The organism is Pseudarthrobacter sp. MDT1-22 (assembly GCF_054511035.1).
The window spans coordinates 1-20,710 of the sequence record NZ_JBTNDK010000024.1 but is presented as its reverse complement, the minus strand read 5'-3'; the positions used below and the strand labels follow the sequence as shown (position 1 = coordinate 20,710).

18 protein-coding genes and 1 pseudogene are annotated in these 20,710 nt (G+C 65.7%); 12 read left to right on the top strand and 7 right to left on the bottom strand.

Annotation, left to right across the window (positions count from 1 at the left end):
* The first annotated feature begins 53 nt into the window (after window positions 1-53).
* The 4 genes and pseudogenes from ACX80M_RS16655 (at window position 54) to ACX80M_RS16640 (ending at window position 3,401) form a co-directional block, all read left to right on the top strand.
* Window positions 54-482 (top strand): hypothetical protein, encoded by a 429-nt coding sequence (locus tag ACX80M_RS16655; RefSeq protein WP_252600562.1) that lies wholly within the window; start codon window positions 54-56, stop codon window positions 480-482.
* On the top strand, window positions 476-709 hold the full coding sequence (locus tag ACX80M_RS16650; protein ID WP_058930270.1) for a helix-turn-helix transcriptional regulator: 234 nt from the start codon (window positions 476-478) through the stop codon (window positions 707-709). The genes ACX80M_RS16655 and ACX80M_RS16650 overlap by 7 nt, the downstream gene beginning before the upstream one ends.
* Window positions 706-1,677 carry an NAD(P)-dependent alcohol dehydrogenase gene (locus ACX80M_RS16645; RefSeq protein ID WP_252600560.1) on the top strand — a complete coding sequence of 324 codons (972 nt, stop codon included), beginning with the start codon at window positions 706-708 and terminating at the stop codon, window positions 1,675-1,677. The genes ACX80M_RS16650 and ACX80M_RS16645 overlap by 4 nt, the downstream gene beginning before the upstream one ends.
* Before the next feature lie 198 nt (window positions 1,678-1,875).
* Window positions 1,876-3,401 (top strand): annotated as a pseudogene (locus tag ACX80M_RS16640) (HNH endonuclease signature motif containing protein).
* A 226-nt stretch (window positions 3,402-3,627) separates the two neighbouring features.
* On the opposite strand, the gene ACX80M_RS16635 reads toward ACX80M_RS16640, so the two are convergent.
* Window positions 3,628-4,014 (bottom strand): hypothetical protein, encoded by a 387-nt coding sequence (locus tag ACX80M_RS16635; RefSeq protein WP_459310007.1) that lies wholly within the window; start codon window positions 4,012-4,014, stop codon window positions 3,628-3,630.
* 579 nt (window positions 4,015-4,593) lie between these two features.
* Between ACX80M_RS16635 and ACX80M_RS16630 the strand changes: the two genes are divergently transcribed.
* From ACX80M_RS16630 to ACX80M_RS16615, 4 genes are all read left to right on the top strand, one after another.
* Window positions 4,594-5,415 (top strand): IclR family transcriptional regulator, encoded by an 822-nt coding sequence (locus ACX80M_RS16630; RefSeq protein WP_459310015.1) that lies wholly within the window; start codon window positions 4,594-4,596, stop codon window positions 5,413-5,415.
* 186 nt (window positions 5,416-5,601) lie between these two features.
* The gene (hutU, locus tag ACX80M_RS16625) at window positions 5,602-7,305 is read left to right on the top strand and encodes a urocanate hydratase (RefSeq protein ID WP_459310006.1); all 1,704 of its coding nucleotides are present in this window, start codon (window positions 5,602-5,604) and stop codon (window positions 7,303-7,305) included.
* Window positions 7,302-8,894: a histidine ammonia-lyase gene (gene hutH, locus ACX80M_RS16620; protein ID WP_459310005.1), complete on the top strand. Its 1,593-nt coding sequence runs from the start codon at window positions 7,302-7,304 to the stop codon at window positions 8,892-8,894. The genes hutU and hutH overlap by 4 nt, the downstream gene beginning before the upstream one ends.
* Window positions 8,895-9,055: 161 nt before the next feature.
* Complete coding sequence (locus ACX80M_RS16615; RefSeq protein WP_056348863.1) at window positions 9,056-9,292, top strand: hypothetical protein; 237 nt, start codon at window positions 9,056-9,058, stop codon at window positions 9,290-9,292.
* 121 nt (window positions 9,293-9,413) lie between these two features.
* Here ACX80M_RS16615 and ACX80M_RS16610 read toward each other — a convergent pair whose 3' ends face one another.
* The 5 genes from ACX80M_RS16610 to ACX80M_RS16590 form a co-directional block, all read right to left on the bottom strand.
* Window positions 9,414-9,671 carry a hypothetical protein gene (locus ACX80M_RS16610; RefSeq protein WP_252600549.1) on the bottom strand — a complete coding sequence of 86 codons (258 nt, stop codon included), beginning with the start codon at window positions 9,669-9,671 and terminating at the stop codon, window positions 9,414-9,416.
* A 146-nt stretch (window positions 9,672-9,817) separates the two neighbouring features.
* On the bottom strand, window positions 9,818-10,219 hold the full coding sequence (locus ACX80M_RS16605) for a universal stress protein (protein WP_252600547.1): 402 nt from the start codon (window positions 10,217-10,219) through the stop codon (window positions 9,818-9,820).
* An 80-nt stretch (window positions 10,220-10,299) separates the two neighbouring features.
* Entirely contained in the window at window positions 10,300-11,916 is a 1,617-nt protein-coding gene (locus ACX80M_RS16600; protein WP_459310004.1) for a tripartite tricarboxylate transporter permease, read from the bottom strand.
* On the bottom strand, window positions 11,916-12,428 hold the full coding sequence (locus ACX80M_RS16595; protein WP_252600544.1) for a tripartite tricarboxylate transporter TctB family protein: 513 nt from the start codon (window positions 12,426-12,428) through the stop codon (window positions 11,916-11,918). The genes ACX80M_RS16600 and ACX80M_RS16595 overlap by 1 nt, the downstream gene beginning before the upstream one ends.
* Window positions 12,425-13,435, bottom strand: a complete 1,011-nt coding sequence (locus ACX80M_RS16590; protein WP_252600543.1) for a Bug family tripartite tricarboxylate transporter substrate binding protein — start codon at window positions 13,433-13,435, stop codon at window positions 12,425-12,427. Before ACX80M_RS16590 ends, ACX80M_RS16595 begins: the two co-directional genes overlap by 4 nt.
* A 234-nt stretch (window positions 13,436-13,669) precedes the next feature.
* Here ACX80M_RS16590 and ACX80M_RS16585 point away from each other — a divergent pair, with 234 nt between their 5' ends.
* Entirely contained in the window at window positions 13,670-15,247 is a 1,578-nt protein-coding gene (locus ACX80M_RS16585; RefSeq protein WP_252600541.1) for a sensor histidine kinase, read from the top strand.
* Window positions 15,244-15,909, top strand: a complete 666-nt coding sequence (locus ACX80M_RS16580; RefSeq protein WP_058930259.1) for a response regulator — start codon at window positions 15,244-15,246, stop codon at window positions 15,907-15,909. Before ACX80M_RS16585 ends, ACX80M_RS16580 begins: the two co-directional genes overlap by 4 nt.
* On the opposite strand, the gene ACX80M_RS16575 is transcribed toward ACX80M_RS16580, so the two are convergent.
* The gene (locus tag ACX80M_RS16575; protein ID WP_252600540.1) at window positions 15,906-17,348 is read right to left on the bottom strand and encodes an NCS2 family permease; all 1,443 of its coding nucleotides are present in this window, start codon (window positions 17,346-17,348) and stop codon (window positions 15,906-15,908) included. The genes ACX80M_RS16580 and ACX80M_RS16575 overlap by 4 nt on opposite strands.
* 119 nt (window positions 17,349-17,467) lie before the next feature.
* On the opposite strand from ACX80M_RS16575, the gene ACX80M_RS16570 reads away from it, so the two are divergent.
* Window positions 17,468-19,861: an ATP-binding cassette domain-containing protein gene (locus tag ACX80M_RS16570; RefSeq protein WP_459310003.1), complete on the top strand. Its 2,394-nt coding sequence runs from the start codon at window positions 17,468-17,470 to the stop codon at window positions 19,859-19,861.
* 114 nt (window positions 19,862-19,975) lie between these two features.
* Window positions 19,976-20,605, top strand: a complete 630-nt coding sequence (locus ACX80M_RS16565; protein ID WP_459310002.1) for a copper resistance CopC family protein — start codon at window positions 19,976-19,978, stop codon at window positions 20,603-20,605.
* The last annotated feature ends 105 nt before the right edge of the window (window positions 20,606-20,710 follow it).

Below are 20,710 nucleotides of genomic sequence, written 5' to 3'. Positions count from 1 at the left end.
ACTTTTGAGATGTCAGCTTTGTTTTACATCCGATGGGAATGGCGGGAGCGGAAATGTCCTTCGAAGAGAAGAGCGCCTGGATCATGGGGGTGGTGGCCACGGGCTCTTATGGCGTGTATCTGGCCATCGTCCTGGGCATGGCCGGCACAATGCCCGTTGCCGAGGTTCCGTACGTGGCTCCACTGCTGTGGACCATCGGGGCATCCATTGCTGCGTCCATCGCCCTGCACATACTCTTGGGCATTTTTTCGCCGAAGGAGGCCGGGAAGAAGGACCAGCGCGACAGGGAGATCTACCGTTTCGGCGAGTACATCGGGCAGTCGTTTGTGGTCATCGGCGGCGTCGCGGCACTGCTCCTGGCGATGGCCGCGGTGGGCCACTTCTGGATCGCAAACGTCATCTACCTGACGTTTGTGTTGTCCGCGATCCTGGGCTCCGTAGCCAAGATCGTCGCCTACCGCCGGGGGTTCCAGCCGTGGTGAAGCCAACGCGGGTGACCAATTCAATCCGCCGCCTGCGGTTCGAACGGGGCGAGATGACGCAGGCCGAACTCGCCGAACGTGTGGGCGTCACCCGCCAGACCGTCATCGCCATAGAACAGGGCCGGTACTCGCCGTCCCTGGAGATGGCGTTCCAGATCGCCCATGTGCTCAGCGTGCCGCTCGAGGACGTGTTCCAGTACCCGAATCATCAAGGAGACGCATCATGAAAGCTATCGTGCAGGACGTTTACGGGAATGCCGACGTGCTCCAACTAAGGGATATCCCGCTGCCTCTGCCGGGTGATGGGGAAGTACTGATCAGGGTCCGCGCGGCCGGCGTCGACCAGGGTGTGTGGCACCTTATGACCGGGCGGCCGTACCTGCTCCGCCTCTTCGGCTTCGGGCTGAAGAAGCCCAAGATTCCGGTCCGCGGCCGTGAGGTTGCCGGCGTCGTGGAGGCCGTGGGGGCTGGCGTCACACGCTTCCAGCTTGGCGACGAAGTGTTCGGTACGTGTGAGGGGTCCTTCGCGGAATTTGTCTGCGCCAGGGAGGATTGTGTGGCCACGAAGCCCGCGAACCTAACGTTCGAGGAAGCTGCGGTGGCACCCATTTCGGGTGTAACCGCGTTGCAGGCTGTCCGCGATGCCGGACAGGTGACGACTGGCCGGAAGGTGCTGATCATCGGTGCTGGTGGGGGAGTAGGGTCCTTTGCGGTGCAGGTGGCGAAAGCGTTCGGGGCAGAGGTCACAGGAGTCTGCAGCACCGGAAAAGTGGAGCTGGTCCGGTCCCTCGGCGCTGATCACGTCATCGACTACACCCGGGACGATTTTTCCCGCACCGGAATGCGTTACGACGTCATCCTGGATACCGCCGGCAACCGGCCGCTCGCAGTCCTGCGGCGCGTGCTGACCCCGCGGGGCACGCTGGTGATCGTCGGCGGCGAGGGCGGTGGGAACCTGACCGGCGGGTTTGAGCGTTCGATGGGTGCGCCGCTGGTGTCACTGTTCTCCGGGCAGAAATTCAAGGGGCTTGTTTCGACGGAAAACTATCGCGATCTCGAGGCGCTGACCATGCTCATTGAAGCCGGCAGTGTGAAGCCTGCCGTGGACAAGGTCTACGCGCTCGTTGAGGCGCCGGCCGCCGTCGAATACATGCACGAAGGGCGCGTCCGCGGCAAGGTTGTTGTCAGCATCTGACGCTCCTCACCGTCCCCAATTACCAGGCGCGAGGGGACAGTTGAGGCCCCCGTGCGAGGGGCACTTGAGCCCCCCGCGCGAAGGGACACTTAAGCCCCGCCCAGCTCCGCCGACACTTCGACAATGACGTCAGCAGGGTTATGCACATAGCCGTTCAGGCTGGCCGTTATTGTCAGACCCGCGCGGGATGATTTGGGTATGGATAGCGGAGCAGCTGTGGCGACGGCGGAGTCCCTTGCGGTGTCCTTCGCTGAGCTGGCTGTGGCGCTCCGGGACGGGACTGATTCCAACTGTTCCGGGGACGCTGATCCTATGCGTCGGCGGGCAGATGAATTCCTGGACGGGCTGGCCGAGATCTCACGGCTGGACGCGAAAAGTGCCGCACTGAAGGCCTGGCTGGCTGCCGGTTACACCGCCGCCGCCGAGGCTTTGGCGGGCCCTGCAACGTCGCCCGAGGACCATACCGGGCAGGAGATGGCCGTGGTCGCGGAGGTCGCGTGTGCCCTGACGGTCAGCGAACGCGCCGCCGGTGCCCTCCTCGCCGAAGCCCACGCCCTGACCACGGCCCTGCCTTTGACGTTCTCCGCGCTGCAGGCAGGGACGATCTCGTGGCAGCACGCCCGGATCATGGTCGACGAAACCACCAACCTCGACAGGCCGGGCGCGGCGGCGTTGGAGGCACATTTCCTGGACCCTCACGTGGTGAATCCGGCACGTGGCCCGGCCGGTGAGCTCATCCCCGGAAGGTTCCGGCACAAGGCCCGCACCTGGCGGGAACGCCACCACCCGGTCAGCATCGAAAAACGCCATATCAAGAGCGCAGCCGACCGAGGCCTGGAATATGCCCCGGACCGCGACGGCATGGCCTGGCTCTCTGCCTACCTCCCTGCGGACACCGCCGCGGGGATCTGGAACCGCACCACCACAGTGGCCAGGGCGTTGCAGGGGCCTCATGAGGACCGGAACCTCAGCCAGCTCCGAGCAGACATCGCCGCCACCTGGCTTCTGACCAACAACAGTGCAGGCAGCGGAGCCGGTGATGAGGGTAGGGAAAAGAGCGGCGGCGCGACCGGCGAAACGAGCCACGAAGAGACCGGGGGCATCGCCGTGAGCGGCGGTGTTCCATCCCCGCGGGCGCAGGTGTTGATCACGGTCCCGGTCATGGCGCTGCTGGGCCTCACCGATGAATCGGCCATGCTCGACGGATACGGGCCGATCCCGCCATCCATGGCCCGCCACCTGATCGCCGACGGTGCCGAATCCTTCCACCGCGTCCTGATCGATCCCCGCGATGGCGCACCGCTCGAGATCGGCCGGACCAGCTACCGGCTCACCAAAGCCCAACGCCAATGGCTACGACTACGGGACGGGAAATGCCCGTTCCCAGGCTGCAGCAACCAGTCCCTCGACAACGAAGCGGACCACCTCCTCGCCTGGGCCACGGCGGCACCACCGGCATCCCAAATCTCGGCCAACCCTGCCACAAACACCACAGACTCCGCCACATCACCGGTTGGAAACCCACCACCGCCACCAAGAATGAACCACCCGGCTGGATATCACCGTCCGGACGGCACTACCAAAGCGAACACCCCGACTGGGAACCATCGACCTGGCCGCCGGAGCTTCTCGAAGAGCTCAGACTTCAACACGTTGGCGCGGTTTCTCGGGACCTGCCCGACCACTCATCCCTGCCCAATGGCCAGCTGCAGGACCATCACTGAAAGAAGCTACGTTCCCAGATTGGGCGCTGGTTTGAGTCACGGGAGCGCAGTTGGTGGTGCAGCATCACATTTCGTCCTCGCGGGGGCGGGCTCTATCCAGCTGCTCCAGTGCTATCGCCCCTCGCAGGAGGAGCCCACACAAACGGCGTGGTGGTGGTGATTGCTCTGAACCCCGACCTTCTCAGGATCGGCTCACTGTCAGCGGACGCGTCCACCTGCAGGTACTTCACTCCCCGGGCGGCCGCCACCTGGGCGCGTGCGAAAACCAGAGCCTTGTGGATCCCCGCCCGCGCCATGCAGGCAACATTGAGCCGCCCCATAAGCCAGCGAAGTCCGTCCCCGGATTGATCTCGAGCCAGGCCGCCGAAACCACTTCCCCCGAGGCCTCGGCCAGGAAGACCACCAGGTTTTCCGGGTCCGAGGCCAGCCGCTCAGACAGGTCCGCGGCCACCCAGCTGTAATCGGCGGCCCACACTTCAGACTTCATCGCCGCGATGCGCTCCAGGTCAGGGAGTTCGCGGGCAAGCCTCACCTGGATACCCTCCGGGACCACAGGTTCACCGGCCATCGCGGCCGTCTCACCCACCAGGACGGTCTCGCGGTCTTCCGGCACGAAGCCTGCTGCGCGGAGGCGGGACTCAAGATCAGCTGGGAAGTCATGCGCCCGGGTCTTCCATTCGACGGCCTCCCCCCCCGGCCGGCAAAGTACTCACGCTGTTCGACGATCCTGTCGAGCATCCCTCCCTCCACACCGAGGTCACGAGCCGATTCGATGAAGCCCCGCCGCTGTCCGGTCACGCGTAGCAGGGGTCCCAGCAGCTGATATTCGTGGCCTGCCGGAACGGCTGGGGGAACCAGCCGGCGGAGCTGGGAATCGTACGCGGCGAGGACATCGGTGGTTGAGGCCATACGCTTCAGCCTACGACCAGCGCCGCCGGACCCGATCCGACCCCGCCGGACGCCGCCGGACCCGATCGGACCCGAGCGGACCCGAGCGGGGCCGGGAGGACAACCCAGGCCCAGTAGGCGGGAAGGGGGCGCACGACTGGCTATGTCTGGCATCCCGGACACCGGCCGTGTTTTGATGGCCATGAGGGGACCGGTCGTGGGCGCAAGGTTAAGTACGGGATCCCGGACATGGCCGGAAGCCCCGCGAGAAATGACGGAGGGCACAGTGGAGTCGAGTGCAGTGGTGTCGAGCACGGAAGCCAGGCCAGAGGCGGGCAGTGAACCAAGGGCGACGTCCAAAGTCCCCGCCGCCGAGAACACCCTGCGTATCCTCAAGCTGCTGGCCTCCAAGCGGGGGCCGGTGGCGGCGTCGAGCATTGCCACGTCCTTGGGATTGCCGCGCTCCAGCGTCTATCACCTCCTGGGCGTGATGGAGGCGAACGGCTTTGTCCTCCATCTGCACGAGGAGCAGCGCTACGGGCTGGGCATCAGTGCCTTTGAGCTGAGTTCGGCGTATTCGCGGCAGGAACCGCTGTCCCGCCTGGGCCGGCCGCTGCTGGCGTCGCTGGTGGACGTCATCGGTGAGAGCGCGCACCTGGCGGTGCTCCACGGCCGCGACGTGCTGTACATCGTGGAGGAACGGGCCAAGAACCGCCCGTCCCTGGTGACCGACGTCGGCGTCCGGCTTCCCAGCCACCTCACCGCCAGCGGCCGCGCCATTCTCGCCGCACTGCCCAAGTCGCAGGTCCGGGCGCTTTACCCGAATGCCGAGGCCTTCACCGCCCGGCATGAGGTGGAGGGCGCCATCATGAAGTACTCCGCGCTGTCCTCGCACCTGGACCAAGTGAGGCAGCGCGGCTACGCCACCGAACATGGCGAGGTGACGCCCGGCTTCGGCTCGATCGCCGCCGCTGTCGCGGACCACGTGGGATGGCCGACGGCGGCAGTCGCCGTCACGTTCCTCGAGGACAAATTGCCGGCGGACCAATGGCCGGCGCTCGCCGCGCGGGTCCAGAAAGTAGCGGACGAACTCTCCGTCCGCATCCACGGCCGCCCTGCCAAGTAGTGCTGCCCCCCGTCGGCTGGCTCTGCCTCGCCGACGGTCCGACAGAAACCCCGCAGCGGTCTGGAATCCCGGACACCACCCCTCCGAAAGCCCTGTCCGGCCAGGCCCGGAACGGCTTTAGTTGATACAGAACCTCTTCCCAACACCGCGAACCTCGTACTCGCCCAGAACACAAAGGAGCCCCTCATGGCACCCGCCGATTTCACTACCGGTGCCCGCCCGGTCAAAGCTGCCCGCGGCACCGAGCTCACCGCCAAGAGCTGGCAGACCGAAGCCCCGCTGCGGATGCTGATGAACAACCTGGACCCTGAGGTCGCGGAGCGCCCGGATGATCTGGTGGTTTACGGCGGGACCGGCCGTGCCGTCCGGTCCTGGGCGGCGTTCGATGCGATCACCCGCACCCTCGAAACCATGGAGAACGACGAGACGCTGCTGGTCCAGTCCGGCAAGCCGGTCGGTGTGTTCCGGACCAACGAATGGGCGCCGCGGGTACTCCTGGCGAACTCCAACCTCGTGGGCGACTGGGCCACCTGGCCCGAATTCCGCCGGCTCGAGGCCGAGGGCCTGATGATGTACGGCCAGATGACCGCCGGGTCCTGGATCTACATCGGCACCCAGGGCATCCTGCAGGGCACCTTCGAGACCTTCGCCGCGATCGCCCGCAAGCTCACCGGAGACGAGGACGGCACCCTCGCCGGGACCCTGACCCTCACCGGCGGCTGCGGCGGCATGGGCGGCGCGCAGCCGCTCGCCGTCACCCTGAACGAGGGCGCCTGCCTGATCGTCGACGTCGACGAAAGCCACCTCCGCCGCCGCGCCGGCAAACGCTACCTCGACGAGGTCGAAACCGACCTCGACACCGCCATCGCCAAGGTCCTGGCGGCCAAGGAGGAGCGCCGCGGCTGGTCCGTGGGCTATGTCGGGAACGCCGCCGAGGTCTTCCCCGAGATCCTGCGCCGCCACCGTGCGGGCGAACTCACGGTCGATATCGTCACGGACCAGACCTCCGCCCACGACCCGCTGTCCTACCTGCCCGAAGGCATCACCGTCCAGGAATGGCACACCGAGGCCGCCGCCGACCCCGAAGGCTTCACCAAGAAGGCCCAGGCCTCGATGGCCCGGCACGTCCAGGCCATGGTGGAGTTCCAGGACGCCGGTGCCGAGGTCTTCGACTACGGCAACTCCATCCGCGACGAGGCCCGCACGGGCGGCTACACCCGTGCCTTCGAATTCCCCGGCTTCGTCCCGGCCTACATCCGCCCGCTCTTCTGCGAGGGTCTGGGCCCGTTCCGCTGGGTCGCGCTCTCCGGTGACCCCGAGGACATCGCGGTCACCGATGCGGCCATCAAGGAACTCTTCCCCGAGAACAAGCACCTGCACCGCTGGATCGACGCGGCCCAGGAACGGGTCGAGTTCGAAGGCCTGCCGGCCCGGATCTGCTGGCTGGGCTACGGCGACCGCGCCAAGGCCGGCCTGCTGTTCAACCAGCTCGTCAAGGACGGCAAGGTCAAAGCGCCCATCGTGATCGGCCGCGACCACCTGGACTCCGGCTCCGTCGCCTCCCCGTACCGGGAGACCGAGGCCATGGCCGACGGCTCCGACGCGATCGCGGACTGGCCGCTGCTCAACGCCCTGCTCAACACCGCCTCCGGCGCCACCTGGGTATCGATCCACCACGGCGGCGGCGTCGGCATCGGCCGCTCCATCCACGCCGGCCAGGTCTCCGTCGCCGACGGCACCGACCTCGCCGCGCAGAAACTCGAACGCCTCCTCACCAACGACCCCGGCATGGGCGTCATCCGCCACGCCGACGCCGGCTACGACCGCGCACTCGACGTCGCCAAAGAGCGCGGCGTCCGCATCCCGATGCAAGAAGGAATCACAAAGTGACCGTCACCACCCACTCACCGCTCACCGTCACCCTCGGCTCCAGCGGCGTCACGCCCGAGGACGTTGTCGCCGTGGCCCGTCACAACGGCCAGGTGACCATCACCCAGGAGGCGCTGGACACGGTGGCGAAGGTCCGCGCGCACATCGACGAACTCGCGCACAGCGAGACCCCCGCCTACGGCATTTCCACCGGCTTCGGCGCGCTGGCCAACCGGCACATCCCCGGCGAGCTGCGCACCCAGCTGCAGAAATCGCTGATCCGCAGCCACGCCGCCGGCATGGGCCCGGCCGTGGAACGCGAGGTGGTCCGCGGCATCATGTTCCTGCGCGCCAAGACACTGGCCTCCGGCCGCACCGGCGTCCGCCCCGTCGTCCTGCAGACCATGGTGGACGTGCTCAACGCCGGCATCACCCCGGTGGTCCGCGAATTCGGCTCGCTTGGCTGCTCCGGCGACCTCGCCCCGCTGTCCCACTGCGCCCTGGTGCTGATGGGCGAGGGTGAAGCGGAAGGGCCCGACGGCGTAACGTACGGCGGGCGGGGTGAGGCTGCAGTCGCCGAACTGCTGGCCGGGCACGGCATCGAACCGGTCACCCTCGCCGAGAAGGAAGGCCTGGCGCTGGTCAACGGCACCGAGGGAATGCTGGGCATGCTCCTGATGGCCATCGCGGACCTTCGCCAACTGTTGACGACGGCGGATATCACCGCCGCACTCAGCGTCGAGGCGCTGCTGGGTACGGACCAGGTCTTTGTGCCGGAACTGCATGCGGCGCTGCGTCCGCATCCCGGCCAGGCTGCCAGCGCTGACAACATGCTGCGCGTGCTGTCGAACTCCCCGATCGTGGCCTCGCACCGGGTGGGTGACTCCAAAGTCCAGGACGCCTACTCGCTGCGCTGCGCGCCCCAGGTGGCCGGGGCCGCGCGGGACACGGTGGACTACGCCGCCCTGGTGGCATCCCGCGAGCTCGCTGCGGCCATTGACAACCCGGTGGTCTTGCCGGACGGGCGTGTCAGCTCCAACGGCAACTTCCACGGCGCACCCGTGGCTTACGTGCTCGATTTCCTGGCCATTGCCGTTGCGGACCTCAGCTCCATCGCTGAGCGCCGGACGGACCGGATGCTGGACCCGGCGCGTTCGCACGGGCTGCCGGCGTTCCTGGCCGCGGATCCGGGTGTCGACTCGGGCCTGATGATCGCCCAGTACACGCAGGCCGGGCTGGTCTCGGAGAACAAGCGCCTGGCCGTCCCGGCGTCGGTGGATTCCATTCCCAGCTCCGCCATGCAGGAGGACCACGTGTCCATGGGCTGGCACGCGGCCCGAAAGCTCCGCAAGGCCGTGGAGAACCTTCGCCGCGTCCTGGCCATCGAACTGGTGACGAGTGCCCGCGCCATCGACATGCGGACGCAGCTGTCCGACGACGAGCTCCTCCCCGGCCCGGCAGGCGCTGCAGTGATCGGGGTGCTGCGGTCCGTCGTCGAAGGCCCGGGAACCGACCGGTTCCTGTCACCGGAGCTGGAGGCAGCTGACCGTCTGGTTGCCTCAGGAAGGGTCCGGGCAGCCGCCGAATCCGCCGTCGGAATTCTTGCCTGAGCGGGAATATCCTTCGGTCCTGCCGAGAAATTCGTCCAATGTCGAAATATGGTGCAACACGAACAATTCGACGCCGGGAAGTGTAGTAGAACTGAAGGTGTAGTAAAAGTCACATCAAAGAGGCTGTGGCGCAGGACGTATACAAAGGGGTAGTAGTTCAAATGAAAGCACGTGGGGCTGTCCTGTCGAGGCGCAATGTCCACTCGGCCACCATCTCGGAGTGGGGAACGCTCAAAGCCGGGGACCGGGTGGAAATCATCAAACACGCGCACGTCATTGCGGCGGGCGAAGTGGAAGAAGTATCGCAGAGCGGGAACGTGCTGTGGCTCGTGCCGGCCACTCCGTCAGAAAAAGAACTTTTCCTTAAATCCGACGGTGTAGAGGTCCGCAGGAGTTAGGAACACAAGACCAAATAGCAAAGAGTCCCCGACTTCCGGTAACGGAAGTCGGGGACTCTTTGCGTGGATCGCGGGCGGGATCGAAGCATCGATCGAAGCCCGGATCCAGGGCCGAATCAGCTCAGGCTGCAATGCTTTCGTACGTTTCACCAAAGGGGACCGACTCGTCCAGGGCCACGGTGAAGCGTCCCGGGCGCAGGCGCGTCACAAGGATGCCGCAGGCCGCGTCTTTTGCCGGCTCGATCAGCGTGGCAACGGCGTTGTCCAGGCCTTCATGCATCTCGTCGGCAGTGGAAAACTGCAGGTCGATGGACCGGGCATCTGAGGCCTCGTCGGCCGTAACGGCGGCCAGGGGGCGTTCCAATGTAGCTATAGTCATAGCTTCAAGTATACCGGTGATGAACCTAGATGTCAGATGACTGCTATCTCGAACGCCCAGACGCCGAAAATCCGAAGCTTGTTCGCTGAACCGCACCGTTAAGGTGTGGTCTCACGAACAAGCTTCGGATCGAAGGTAACGCCCGCTCAGCCCGCCATGCCCGCTTTGACGGCCAGAACTGGACAATCAGCCTCGAGCAGGATCCGCTGCGAGGTGCTGCCCATGATCAGTTTGCCCACCGGGGTGCGGCGGCGAATCCCGATCACGATGAGGTCGGCGTTGTGCTCCTCCGCGGCATCGAGGACCTCCGCTGCCGCGTCATGGCCACGGACCGGCTGCTTGATCACGTGGTCGATCCCGTGGGTGGCCAGGCGCGCCTCGATGCTCTGCACTTCGGGCTCCTGGGCGTACCGGTTGTCCACCAGGGCATCGCCCTTGGAGGAGTTGATCACCAACAGGGTGGTGTTGTTCTTCCGGGCTTCGGCGATGGCCTGAGTCAGCGCCGCTTCGCCCTCTGGTGTGGGGACGTATCCCACCACGATCGTCATGGTTGCTCCTTGTGGTCTGCGGTCTGGTCTGTACTTTGTGGTTTTCTGCCGCCGGCGGTGGAGGGGAAGGCGTGGACTTACTAGCCGTCGCCGTCGCCCCCGTCGCCGTCGGAATTTCCGTCGGCCCGGTGGCTGCCATGGCTGACGGAGCCGCGGGCCACGTCTGTCGGTTCGGATCCGCGAGTGGCGTTTGGGGACAGGAGGCTGGTGGCCGGACGGTTGCGGCGCCACAGCTTGAACAGCAGCGGCCATATGAGGATGATCGCAATGATGACATAAACGCCGATGGCAATCGGTTCACCAAAGAGTCCGGCGGGGTCGCCCGCGCTGAGCTGCAGCGTCCTGCGAAGCTGCCCTTCGATCCGCGGCCCCAGGATCACGCCGAGGATGAGCGGCAGTACAGGGAGTCCGAAGCGGCGCATCATGAATCCGAGCGCACCGAGGGCCAGCAGGAGCACCAGATCGAACACCTGCAGGTTCACCGAATAGGCGCCCAGCGTGGCGAAGAACAGGATCCCCGCATACAGATATGGCCGCGGTAACTGTAGGATTTTTGCCCACATGGGAGCCAGGGGCAGGTTGATGACCAGGAGCAGGAAGTTGCCAATGAAGAGGCTCGCGATCAGCGCCCAGACCAGCGGTCCTTCGTTGGCGAACAGCAGGGGTCCCGGCTGGATGCCGTATGAAGCAAAGGCTGCCAGCATCACGGCTGCGGTCGCGTTGGTGGGCAGGCCCAGGGCCAGCAGGGGGGTCATGGTGCCGGCGGCGGCCGCATTGTTGGCTGCTTCCGGCCCGGCAACCCCCTCGATGGCGCCCTTGCCGAACTCCTCGGGGTGCTTGCTGAGGCGTTTCTCGGTGACATAGGACAGGAACGTGGGGATCTCGGCCCCGCCGGCCGGAAGTGCACCAAACGGGAAACCGTACGCCGTTCCACGGAGCCAGGGCTTCCAGGAGCGCTTCCAGTCCTCCTTGCCCATCCACGGACGTCCTACGGGGATGATTTGCAGCGGGTTGCGCCGCAAGTGTGCGGCAACCCACAGTGCCTCGCCCACGGCGAAGATGGCCACTGCCACCACCACGATGTCCAGGCCGTCAGCCAGCAAGGGCTGGCCGAAGGTGAGACGGCGCTGGCCGGTGACTGAATCCATGCCAATCAGACCGATCGCCAGGCCGAGGCCCAGAGAGGCAAAGCCCCGCAGGCGGGATGAGCCAAGGACGGCGGTTACTGCCAGGAGCGCCAGGACCATGATGGCAAAGTAGCTTGGGGCTCCAAGGCTGACGGCGAACTCCACCACAATCGGTGCGCAGACAGCCAGCAAAGCGGTGCCTATAGTGCCCGCCACAAACGAGCCGATAGCCGCCGTCGCCAGGGCTTGGGCGGCCCTGCCGGCTTTGGCCATCTTGTTGCCTTCAATGGCCGTCACCACAGACGACGATTCACCCGGGGTGTTGAGCAGGATGGAGGTAGTGGATCCACCGTACATGCCGCCGTAGTAGATGCCAGCGAACATAATGAAGGCGCTGGTGGGTTCCAGGACATACGTAACCGGGAGCAGCAAAGCAACGGTCATAGCCGGGCCCAGGCCTGGGAGCACTCCGACGGCAGTGCCCAGGAGCACACCGATGACAGCGTAAAGGAAATTCATGGGGGTCAGTGCTGTGGCAAAGCCGTCCATGAGGGAGGAGAAGACATCCATCAGAGAATCCCTTCCAGGAGGCCGGCGGGCAGCGGTATGCCGAGGCCCAAGTAGAAACCGTAAAAGGTGAGCACGGACAGGAGTACCGCGATGATGCCGTCACGTGCGTAGTGCCGGCTGCCCAAGGCCCACGCACTGCCCCAGAACAGCACGGTCCCGGAGATGACCCAGCCTGCCCAGTCGATCAACAGGATGTTGGCGACAAAGGCTCCCACCAGCGGCAGGACGGTCTTCCAGTCCGCGGGGTGTGAGAGATCCACATCCTCACCGCCTTCGGCTTCGCCCTGTCCGCCGCGCAGCACGTTGACTGCCAGCATGATCGCGCAGACGAAGAGCAGGCCGGCCACTATGTACGGCAGCGTCTTTGGTCCCACGGGATCCGATTGAGAATACGGAGTTACCAGGGCTAATGCATCCACCAGGACGAGGACGCCCGCCACTCCGAGCAGGAGGGCAACCCCCAGCTCGGAGCGGCCTTTGAGCCTGGAAGTCAAAGTTTGTGACGAACTCACGCCAGGCCAAGCTTCGTGAGGACGTCCGCCACCCGCTTGTCCTGCTCGGTCAGGAAGGTTTTGAATTCGTCCCCGGTGATGAAGGCGTCCGTCCAGCTGTGCTTCACAAGGGTTTCCTTCCAGGCAGCGGTGCCGTGCATCTTTTCGAGGGCGGCAATCAGCTTGGCTTTGTCATCCTCGGAGATTCCCGGAGGGGCCACGATGCCGCGCCAGTTAGTGAATACCAGGTCGATGCCAGATTCCTTTAGGGTGGGAGCGTCGACGGCTTTGAGCCGTTCGGCACCGCTAGTCGCCAGGACGCGGACCTCGCCGGACTGGATCTGCTGGAGGTACTCGCCGGCGCCCGAAGCTGCGAAGCCCACCTTGTTGCCCAGGATGGCTGGGAGGAGGTCCCCGCCGCCGTCGTAGGACACGAAGTTGACCTTGGTGGCGTCGATGCCAACCGCACCCGCGAGCTGCATGGGCAGCAGGTGGTCCGGGCCGCCGGGGGAGGAACCGCCGCCTACGGCGATAGAGCCCGGGTCAGCCTTCCAGGCCTTCACCAGATCGTCGATGGTCTTGTAGGGTGAATCCTTGCTGACCATGATGGCACCAGGCTCTTCAATGAGCTTAGCCAGCGGGGTTGTGGCTGTCAGTTTGGACTCGGACTTGTTGGTGTAGCTGGCGCCCACCACCCCGAGTCCCATGAGCATGGTCAGGTCCCCATTGCCCTTTTCGTTGACAATGCGGGCCAGGCCCACGGTTCCGCCGGCTCCGGCAAGGTTAAAGACCTCGGTATTGGTGGCGACCTTCTCGTCGTCGAGGACTTTCGCTGCGGCACGGGCAGTTGTGTCGTAGCCGCCGCCCGGGGTGTTGGGTACCATGATCTGGAGTCCCGTCACCGGGCCGGCAGCAGCGCCGGAGGTGGCAGTGCTGGTGGAGCTGGTTCCGGTGGCACCGCAGCCGGTGGCCATCAGGGCGATGCCGGCGGCGACGGCGGCGATTCGCATTGCGCGGATTTGGCGCATGGTGTTCCTCTTTCAATCAAAATTGATCAGCAGGGCTGACTTGTAGTTCCGATGCTAGGCCGGTAAGTGATGGGCATCACTCTTGTGTACGCAGAGAACGTTAAGTTCATTGCGTTCACGTTTCCGGCAGCCCACCGGCCCCGTTGATCCGCGTACGGTGGGGGTATAGTTCCGGGACCCCGCGGGTCCCCCCGCCGCCCAGAGGAAAGAACCACAGTGTCTCGACGTAGAGGAATGTCCCTCGCTGGGCAGTACCTGGTGCTGCAGTTGCTGATCGTCCTCGCCGTGCTGGTGGCCGTGGCTGCGATCTCGCTGACGCAGTCGGCCGCGACCTTTGAACGGATTGAGGGCCGCCGGGCACTCTCCGCCGCCGAAGCGCTGGGCGCCAACCCTACAGTGCGGGCGCTCCTTCCGGCCGCCGAACCCAGGGCCGGGTCAGCCCTCCCCACGGTGGCCGAGTCAGTGCGGACGGTCTCTGGGTCCTCGCACGTGGCTATTGCCAAGATTGACCGCACGGTGGTGGCCTCCTCAGATCCAAGTCTGTTGGGCCAACCGTTGGAACTGGGTGACAGCCGGGTCATGGAAGGCCGCTCGTGGACCGGCGCGGTGGGCGGATCCGGTTCGCAGTCGCTCTCAGCGCACGTTCCGGTCCTTGATGACAGCGGCACGATGATCGGGATCGCCTCCATCAGCCGGCACTATCCGTCCGTTTTGGAGAGGCTCGGCGACGCTGCCCCCAACCTGCTGACCTACCTGGGTATCGCCAGCGTGCTGGGAGTAGCCGGCTCGCTGCTGCTGGCCCGCCGGGTCAAGCGGCAGACGCTCGGCATGGAGCCCAGCGAAATCACCGGGCTGGTGGAAAACCGGGAGGCCATGCTTCGTGGGTTAAAGGAAGGCGTGGTTGCCCTCGATCCGTACCAACGCGTAACTGTGGCTAATGACAGCGCCCGCGAACTGCTCGGGCTGCCCGCTGACTGTGTGGGCAAGGACCTGGCGGCGCTCGCGGTGGACCCGGCGCTGAAGGACGTTCTCACCCAGGAGCAGGTGGACCCGGACCGGCTGGTGCTGGTGGGGGAGCGGCTTGTGGTGCTTAACCGTGTGCCGATCCAGTCCCGGGGCCGGGATATTGGCGCGGTCACCACCTTGCGCGACCGAACTGAGATGTCTTCCTTGGAACGTGAACTGGGCGCCACCCGGACGGCCACTGACACGTTGCGCGCGCAGGCCCACGAATTCGCCAACCAGCTGCACGTGATTTCCGGCCTCATCCAGATCGGGGAATACGATTCCGTGGTCCAGTTCGTCAACGGTGCCACGCTGGACAGGACCCGGCTCAACGACGAGGTCACCAGCCGCATCCAGGACCCGGCGCTCGCCGCGCTCCTGATCGCCAAGTCGAGCCTCGCCACCGAACGCGGGGTTAGCTTGCAGCTAGACCCGGAATCCGGGCTGAAGCGCGTTGATGATGAGCTGTCCCGCGACCTGACCACGGTCGTCGGGAACCTGGTGGACAACGCGTTCGACGCCGTCACCGGGCTTCCGGAGGCAGAGGTCAGGGTGCTCGTGGAGGACACAGCCGACGGCGTGACGGTCACCGTCCGCGATTCCGGCCCCGGCGTCGCCGGGGATCCGGGGGAGATCTTCCAGCAGGGTTTCACCACCAAGGACCCGGGCCCCGGCGGCAGCAGGGGCTTCGGCCTGGCGCTGTCCCGGGTGGTCTGCCGGCGCAGCGGCGGCGACCTCACGGTAACCAACAACAACGGGGCGGTCTTCACCGCCCGGCTGGAACGAACACGGAGAATGCAGCAATGATCAAAGTCCTGATCGTCGATGACGACTTTATGGTGGCCAAGGTCCACGCAGGGTTCATTCAGCGCACTCCCGGGTTCGCCGTCGTCGGGGTGGCCCATACCGGCGCCCAGGCGGTCATCGAAACGGGGCGGCTGCAACCGGACCTGGTGCTGCTCGATATCCACCTGCCGGACATCAACGGCCTGGACCTGATGCACAAACTGCGCGAAGTGGCCCCGGAACTGGATGTCCTGGTGATCAGCGCCGCCCGTGAAGTGGACACGGTGCGCAAGGCCCTCCGCGGCGGGATTGTGCACTACCTCATCAAGCCCTTCTCGCAGACTGACCTGCAGGAACGGCTGGAGCACTACCGCAGCGCCTACCAGGGCCTCGACTCGGCCAAGGATGTGGCGGAGCAGTCGGACGTGAACCGGGTGTTCGGGCTGGACCGGACCGATCGGCCGCTGCCGAAGGGCTGCAGCATCGAAACGCTGAAGCTCGTGGAAGCTGCCCTGAAGGAGGCCGACGGCGACCTCTCCGCCGCCGAAGTGGCGGTCCAGTTGGGCACGTCCAGGGTCAGTGCGCGCCGGTATCTGGAGTACCTCCACGACGAAGGCGTGCTGGAGGTCCGGCTTAAGTACGGCGTGGGCAGGCCCGAGCGGCGGTATGTGCTGAAGGGCTAGGGCATGCCCAGTGCGGCCTCGATGGGACCGACGGCGAAGAACAGCAGGAACGCGCCGGCCACCGCCCACATCAGCGGGTGGACGTCCTTGATGCGGCCCTGGAACGACCGGATCAGGACATAGGCGATGAAGCCTGCGCCGAGACCGTTGGCGATGGAGTACGTGAACGGCATCAGGGTCATGGTCAGGAAAGCCGGGATGGCGATTCCCCAGTCCTGCCAGTCGATCTTGCCCACCTGGGAGACCATCATGAAGCCCACCACCACCAGGGCCGGGGCCACCGCCTCGAACGGAACGAGGTTGATCAGCGGGGTGAAGAACATAGCCACCAGGAACAGCAGGCCGGTGACGATGGACGCCACGCCCGTCCGAGCACCCTCGCCGATCCCGGCGCCGGCCTCAACATAGATCTGGTTCGAGGAGACGGAGGCGCCGCCACCCACGATCGCGCCGAGCGCGTCCACCTGGAGCACACGGTCCACGTCCGGGATGTTGCCGTCCTTGTCCACCGTGCCGGCCTCGTTGGCCAGGCCCACCATGGTGCCCATGGCATCGAAGAAGATGCTGAGCAGGATCACGAATGCCAGCAGGGTGGCGGCCACGAAGCCCAGGTGTTCAAAAGCGCCGAACGGGTTGGCCTTGCCGATCAGCGACAGGTCCGGGGCGCTCCACCCCGTAAAGGACGGTGCCACGAGGGACCAGCCCTGCGGGTTGGCGGTAGTGCCGTCAAAGCTGGGGCCGATGTGGAGGGTCATTTCCAGGATCACGGAAATGATGGTGGAGGCGATGATGCCGATCAGGATGGCGCCCTTGACCTTGCGGACCACCAGGGCGATGGTGAGGATCAGGCCGAACACAAAGACGGCCGTGGGCCAGCCCAGCAGCTTGCCGTCGAAGCCTAGGCCCACCGGAACAGTGGTACCGGCAGCGTCGGGGATGCGGCGGACAAAGCCGGCGTTCACCAGCCCGATCAGGGCGATGAACAGTCCGATGCCCACCACAATGGCGGTCTTGAGCCCGTCCGGGACGGCCTTGAAGACGGCGGTCCGGAAGCCGGTGAGGACCAGGATCATCATGGTCACGCCGGACAGGACCACCAGGCCCATCATGTCCGGCCACGTCAGGCCCGGGTTAGTGGCCACGGTGACGGCCACAAAGGCGTTCACGCCCAGCCCCGCGGCCAGCGCGAAGGGGTGCCTGCCCCAGGCGCCCATCAGGATGGTGAGGATGCCCGCCACAAACGCCGTCACAGCAGCCACGGCGGCAAAACCAAGTGTGTTGCCGCTGGAATCCGGGCCGGAGAGGATCAGGGGGTTAAGCACCACGATGTAGCTCATGGCGAAGAACGTGGCAAAGCCGCCGCGGATCTCGCGGGAGAGGTTGGACCCCCGCTCGGATATCTTGAAGTACCGGTCCAAGGCAGAGCCCTGCTTAAGCATTAGTCCTCCGGGATGTGTTGTTGGGGTTACTCGATCCTAGAGGGCGGGGACCGCGCCTAGTGTGCGTGCCTAGAATGTCTGTCAGGAACCTCACAATGCCGAGCAATGTTGGAGACGCCATGACTACTGACACATCGACAGTCCAGCAGCTCCCCGCGGACCACATTGCCGACAGCCACGATCTGATCAGTGTGCAGGGCGCCCGGGAGAACAATCTCAAGGACATCAGCATCGAGATCCCCAAGCGGCGCCTGACGGTGTTCACCGGGGTGTCCGGATCGGGCAAGAGCTCACTGGTGTTCGCGACGATCGCCGCGGAGTCCCAGCGCATGATCAACGAGACCTACAGCGCCTTTGTGCAGGGGTTCATGCCTAACTTGGCGCGGCCCGACGTGGACCACCTCGACGGGCTGACCACGGCGATCATCGTTGACCAGGAGCGGATGGGCGCGAACCCCCGCTCCACGGTGGGCACTGCCACGGACGCCAACGCCATGCTCCGGATTCTCTTCAGTCGGCTGGGCACGCCGTACGTCGGGCCGCCCACGGCATTCTCCTTCAACGTCCCGACGCGGAAGGCCAGCGGTGTGATGAGCACCGAGAAGGCCGGAGGCCGGGTGGAGAAGGCCGTGGTGCAGAACGTAGTCTATCTGGGCGGCATGTGTGCGCGCTGCGAGGGCATGGGCTCGGTCTCCGACTTCGACCTCACGGCCTTGTACGACGACAGCAAGTCGCTCGGCGACGGTGCACTGACCGTCCCCGGCTACAGCATGGACGGCTGGTACGGCCGGCTGTTCGAGGGCATGGGACTCCCGATGGACAAACCGATTGCCACGTTCACGAAGAAGCAGCTTGAGACGATGCTGTACTCCGAGCCCACCAAGATCAAGGTTGAGGGCATCAACCTCACGTTCGAGGGCATCATCCCGAAGATCCAGAAGTCCATGCTGTCCAAGGACGTCGAGGCGATGCAGCCGCACGTGCGGCGCTTCGTGGAGAGCGCCATCACTTTCCAGGCCTGCCCCGAGTGCGAGGGCACGCGGCTCAGCCCCGAGGCCAGGTCCTCAAGGATCCAGGGCAAGAACATCGCCGACCTCTGCGAGATGCAGATCAGCGACCTGGCCGAGTGGGTCCGCGAATTCGACGAGCCGTCGGTTGCGCCGCTCCTCAAAGGCCTGCGGCACCTCCTTGACTCGTTCGCCGAGATCGGGCTGGGTTACCTCTCCCTCGACCGCCCGGCCGGCACCCTCTCCGGAGGAGAGGCCCAGCGCACCAAGATGATCCGGCACCTGGGGTCGTCCCTCACGGACGTCACCTACGTCTTCGACGAACCCACCATCGGCCTGCACCCGCACGACATCGAGCGGATGAACCAGTTGCTGCTTCAGCTGCGGGACAAGGGCAACACCGTGCTCGTCGTCGAGCACAAGCCCGAGACCATCGCCATCGCCGACCACGTGGTCGATCTCGGTCCCGGCGCCGGCACCGCGGGTGGCAACGTTTGCTTCGAGGGCAGCGTGGAGGGGCTGCGGGGGAGCGACACCATCACCGGCCGCCATCTCGATGACCGGGCCAAGGTCAGGGAATCAGTCCGCAAACCGTCCGGCGTCCTTGAGGTGCGTGGCGCCTCCACGCACAACCTGCAGAACGTGGACTTGGATGTTCCGCTCGGCGTGCTCTGCGTGGTGACGGGTGTGGCCGGTTCCGGCAAAAGCTCGCTGATCCACGGTTCCGTGGCAGGACGTGACGGCGTTGTGGTGATCGACCAGGGCGCCATCAAGGGCTCCCGCCGCAGCAACCCCGCCACGTACACGGGCCTGCTCGAGCCGATCCGCAAGGCGTTCGCGAAGGCCAACGGCGTGAAGCCGGCACTGTTCAGCTCCAACTCCGAAGGTGCCTGCCCCACCTGCAACGGCGCGGGCGTCATCTTCACCGAGCTCGGCGTGATGGCCACCGTCGAGTCCACGTGCGAGGACTGCGAGGGCCGGCGGTTCCAGGCGTCGGTGCTGGAATACACGCTGGGCGGCCGCAACATCTCCGAAGTGCTGGCCATGTCCATGACAGAGGCTGAAGTGTTTTTCAGCGAGGGGGAGGCCCGCACGCCCGCCGCCCACAAGATCCTGGACCGGCTCGTCGACGTCGGGCTCGGTTACCTGACGCTCGGCCAGCCGCTCACCACCCTGTCCGGCGGCGAGCGGCAGCGCGTCAAGCTGGCCACGCAGATGGCCGAGAAGGGCGACGTCTACGTCCTCGACGAACCGACCACCGGCCTCCACCTCGCCGATGTCGAGAACCTGCTGGGCCTCCTTGACCGGCTTGTTGAGTCCGGCAAATCGGTCATCGTCATCGAGCACCACCAGGCGGTCATGGCGCACGCCGACTGGATCATCGACCTCGGTCCCGGCGCAGGGCACGACGGCGGCAAGGTCGTTTTCGAGGGCACGCCTGCAGAGCTTGTGGCCGCCAAGCCCACGCTCACCGGCAAGCACCTCGCGGCTTACGTCGCCGGCTGAATGCCGGTGCCCGGGAAGAGTGCCCGGGAAACGTACCCGGGAAGCGTGTGCTGCCGCTGCCAAGGGAAGTTCGCCTAGGCTTGAAGGACGCCAACCCTAGGGAGCAGTACACCCATGCGATCCATCCGCCGCCAGTTGCTGAGCGTTGTGCTCGGGACCTTCGTTCTTGCCGCCGCGCTGCTGGGGTTTTCCGCCCCGGCGACGGCACACGATGCGGCCGAGTCAAGCAGCCCCGCACAGGGCGCCACGGTGGCCACAACGCCGGAACACGTCTCCGTCACCTTCAACAAGAACCCGCTGGGCATCGGCGCACAGTTCTCCGTCAAGGATTCCGCCGGGGCTGAGTGGGCGGACGGCGCTGTTGAGATCGTGGACAGCACTGCCACCCAAAAGCTCAAGGCCGGCGCTCCGGCGGGGGCGTACACGGTGGCCTGGCGGGTGGTCAGCTCGGATTCCCACCCGATTGAGGGGACATTCGGCTTCACGGCGACCGCCGCGGCGGCGGGAGCCGCGCCCTCGGGAACATCGTCGGCTGGAGCATCGCCGTCGGCCGCTGTTCCCACGATGGGAACCGCGCAGCCGGGAACCGTGGCAGCTCCGGCCCCGGCCGAGGACGCGTCCGAACCGTTCCCCTGGAGCCTGGTGCTCTTTGCCGCAGTGGCCGTCGGGCTGCTGGTGGCCATCGGTATCCTCGCGAAGCGCCGCCTCGACGCAGGCAGCGACGACGAAACCGAACAGGCCTAGACGCAATGCCGTTCGGTTAAGGTCTGCACGGTGATGTCAACCCGTATCCCGGCGTTGCGTTCAGGTGAATAGGCGCAGCCCTTGTTAGAAGTGAATCAAGTCTTG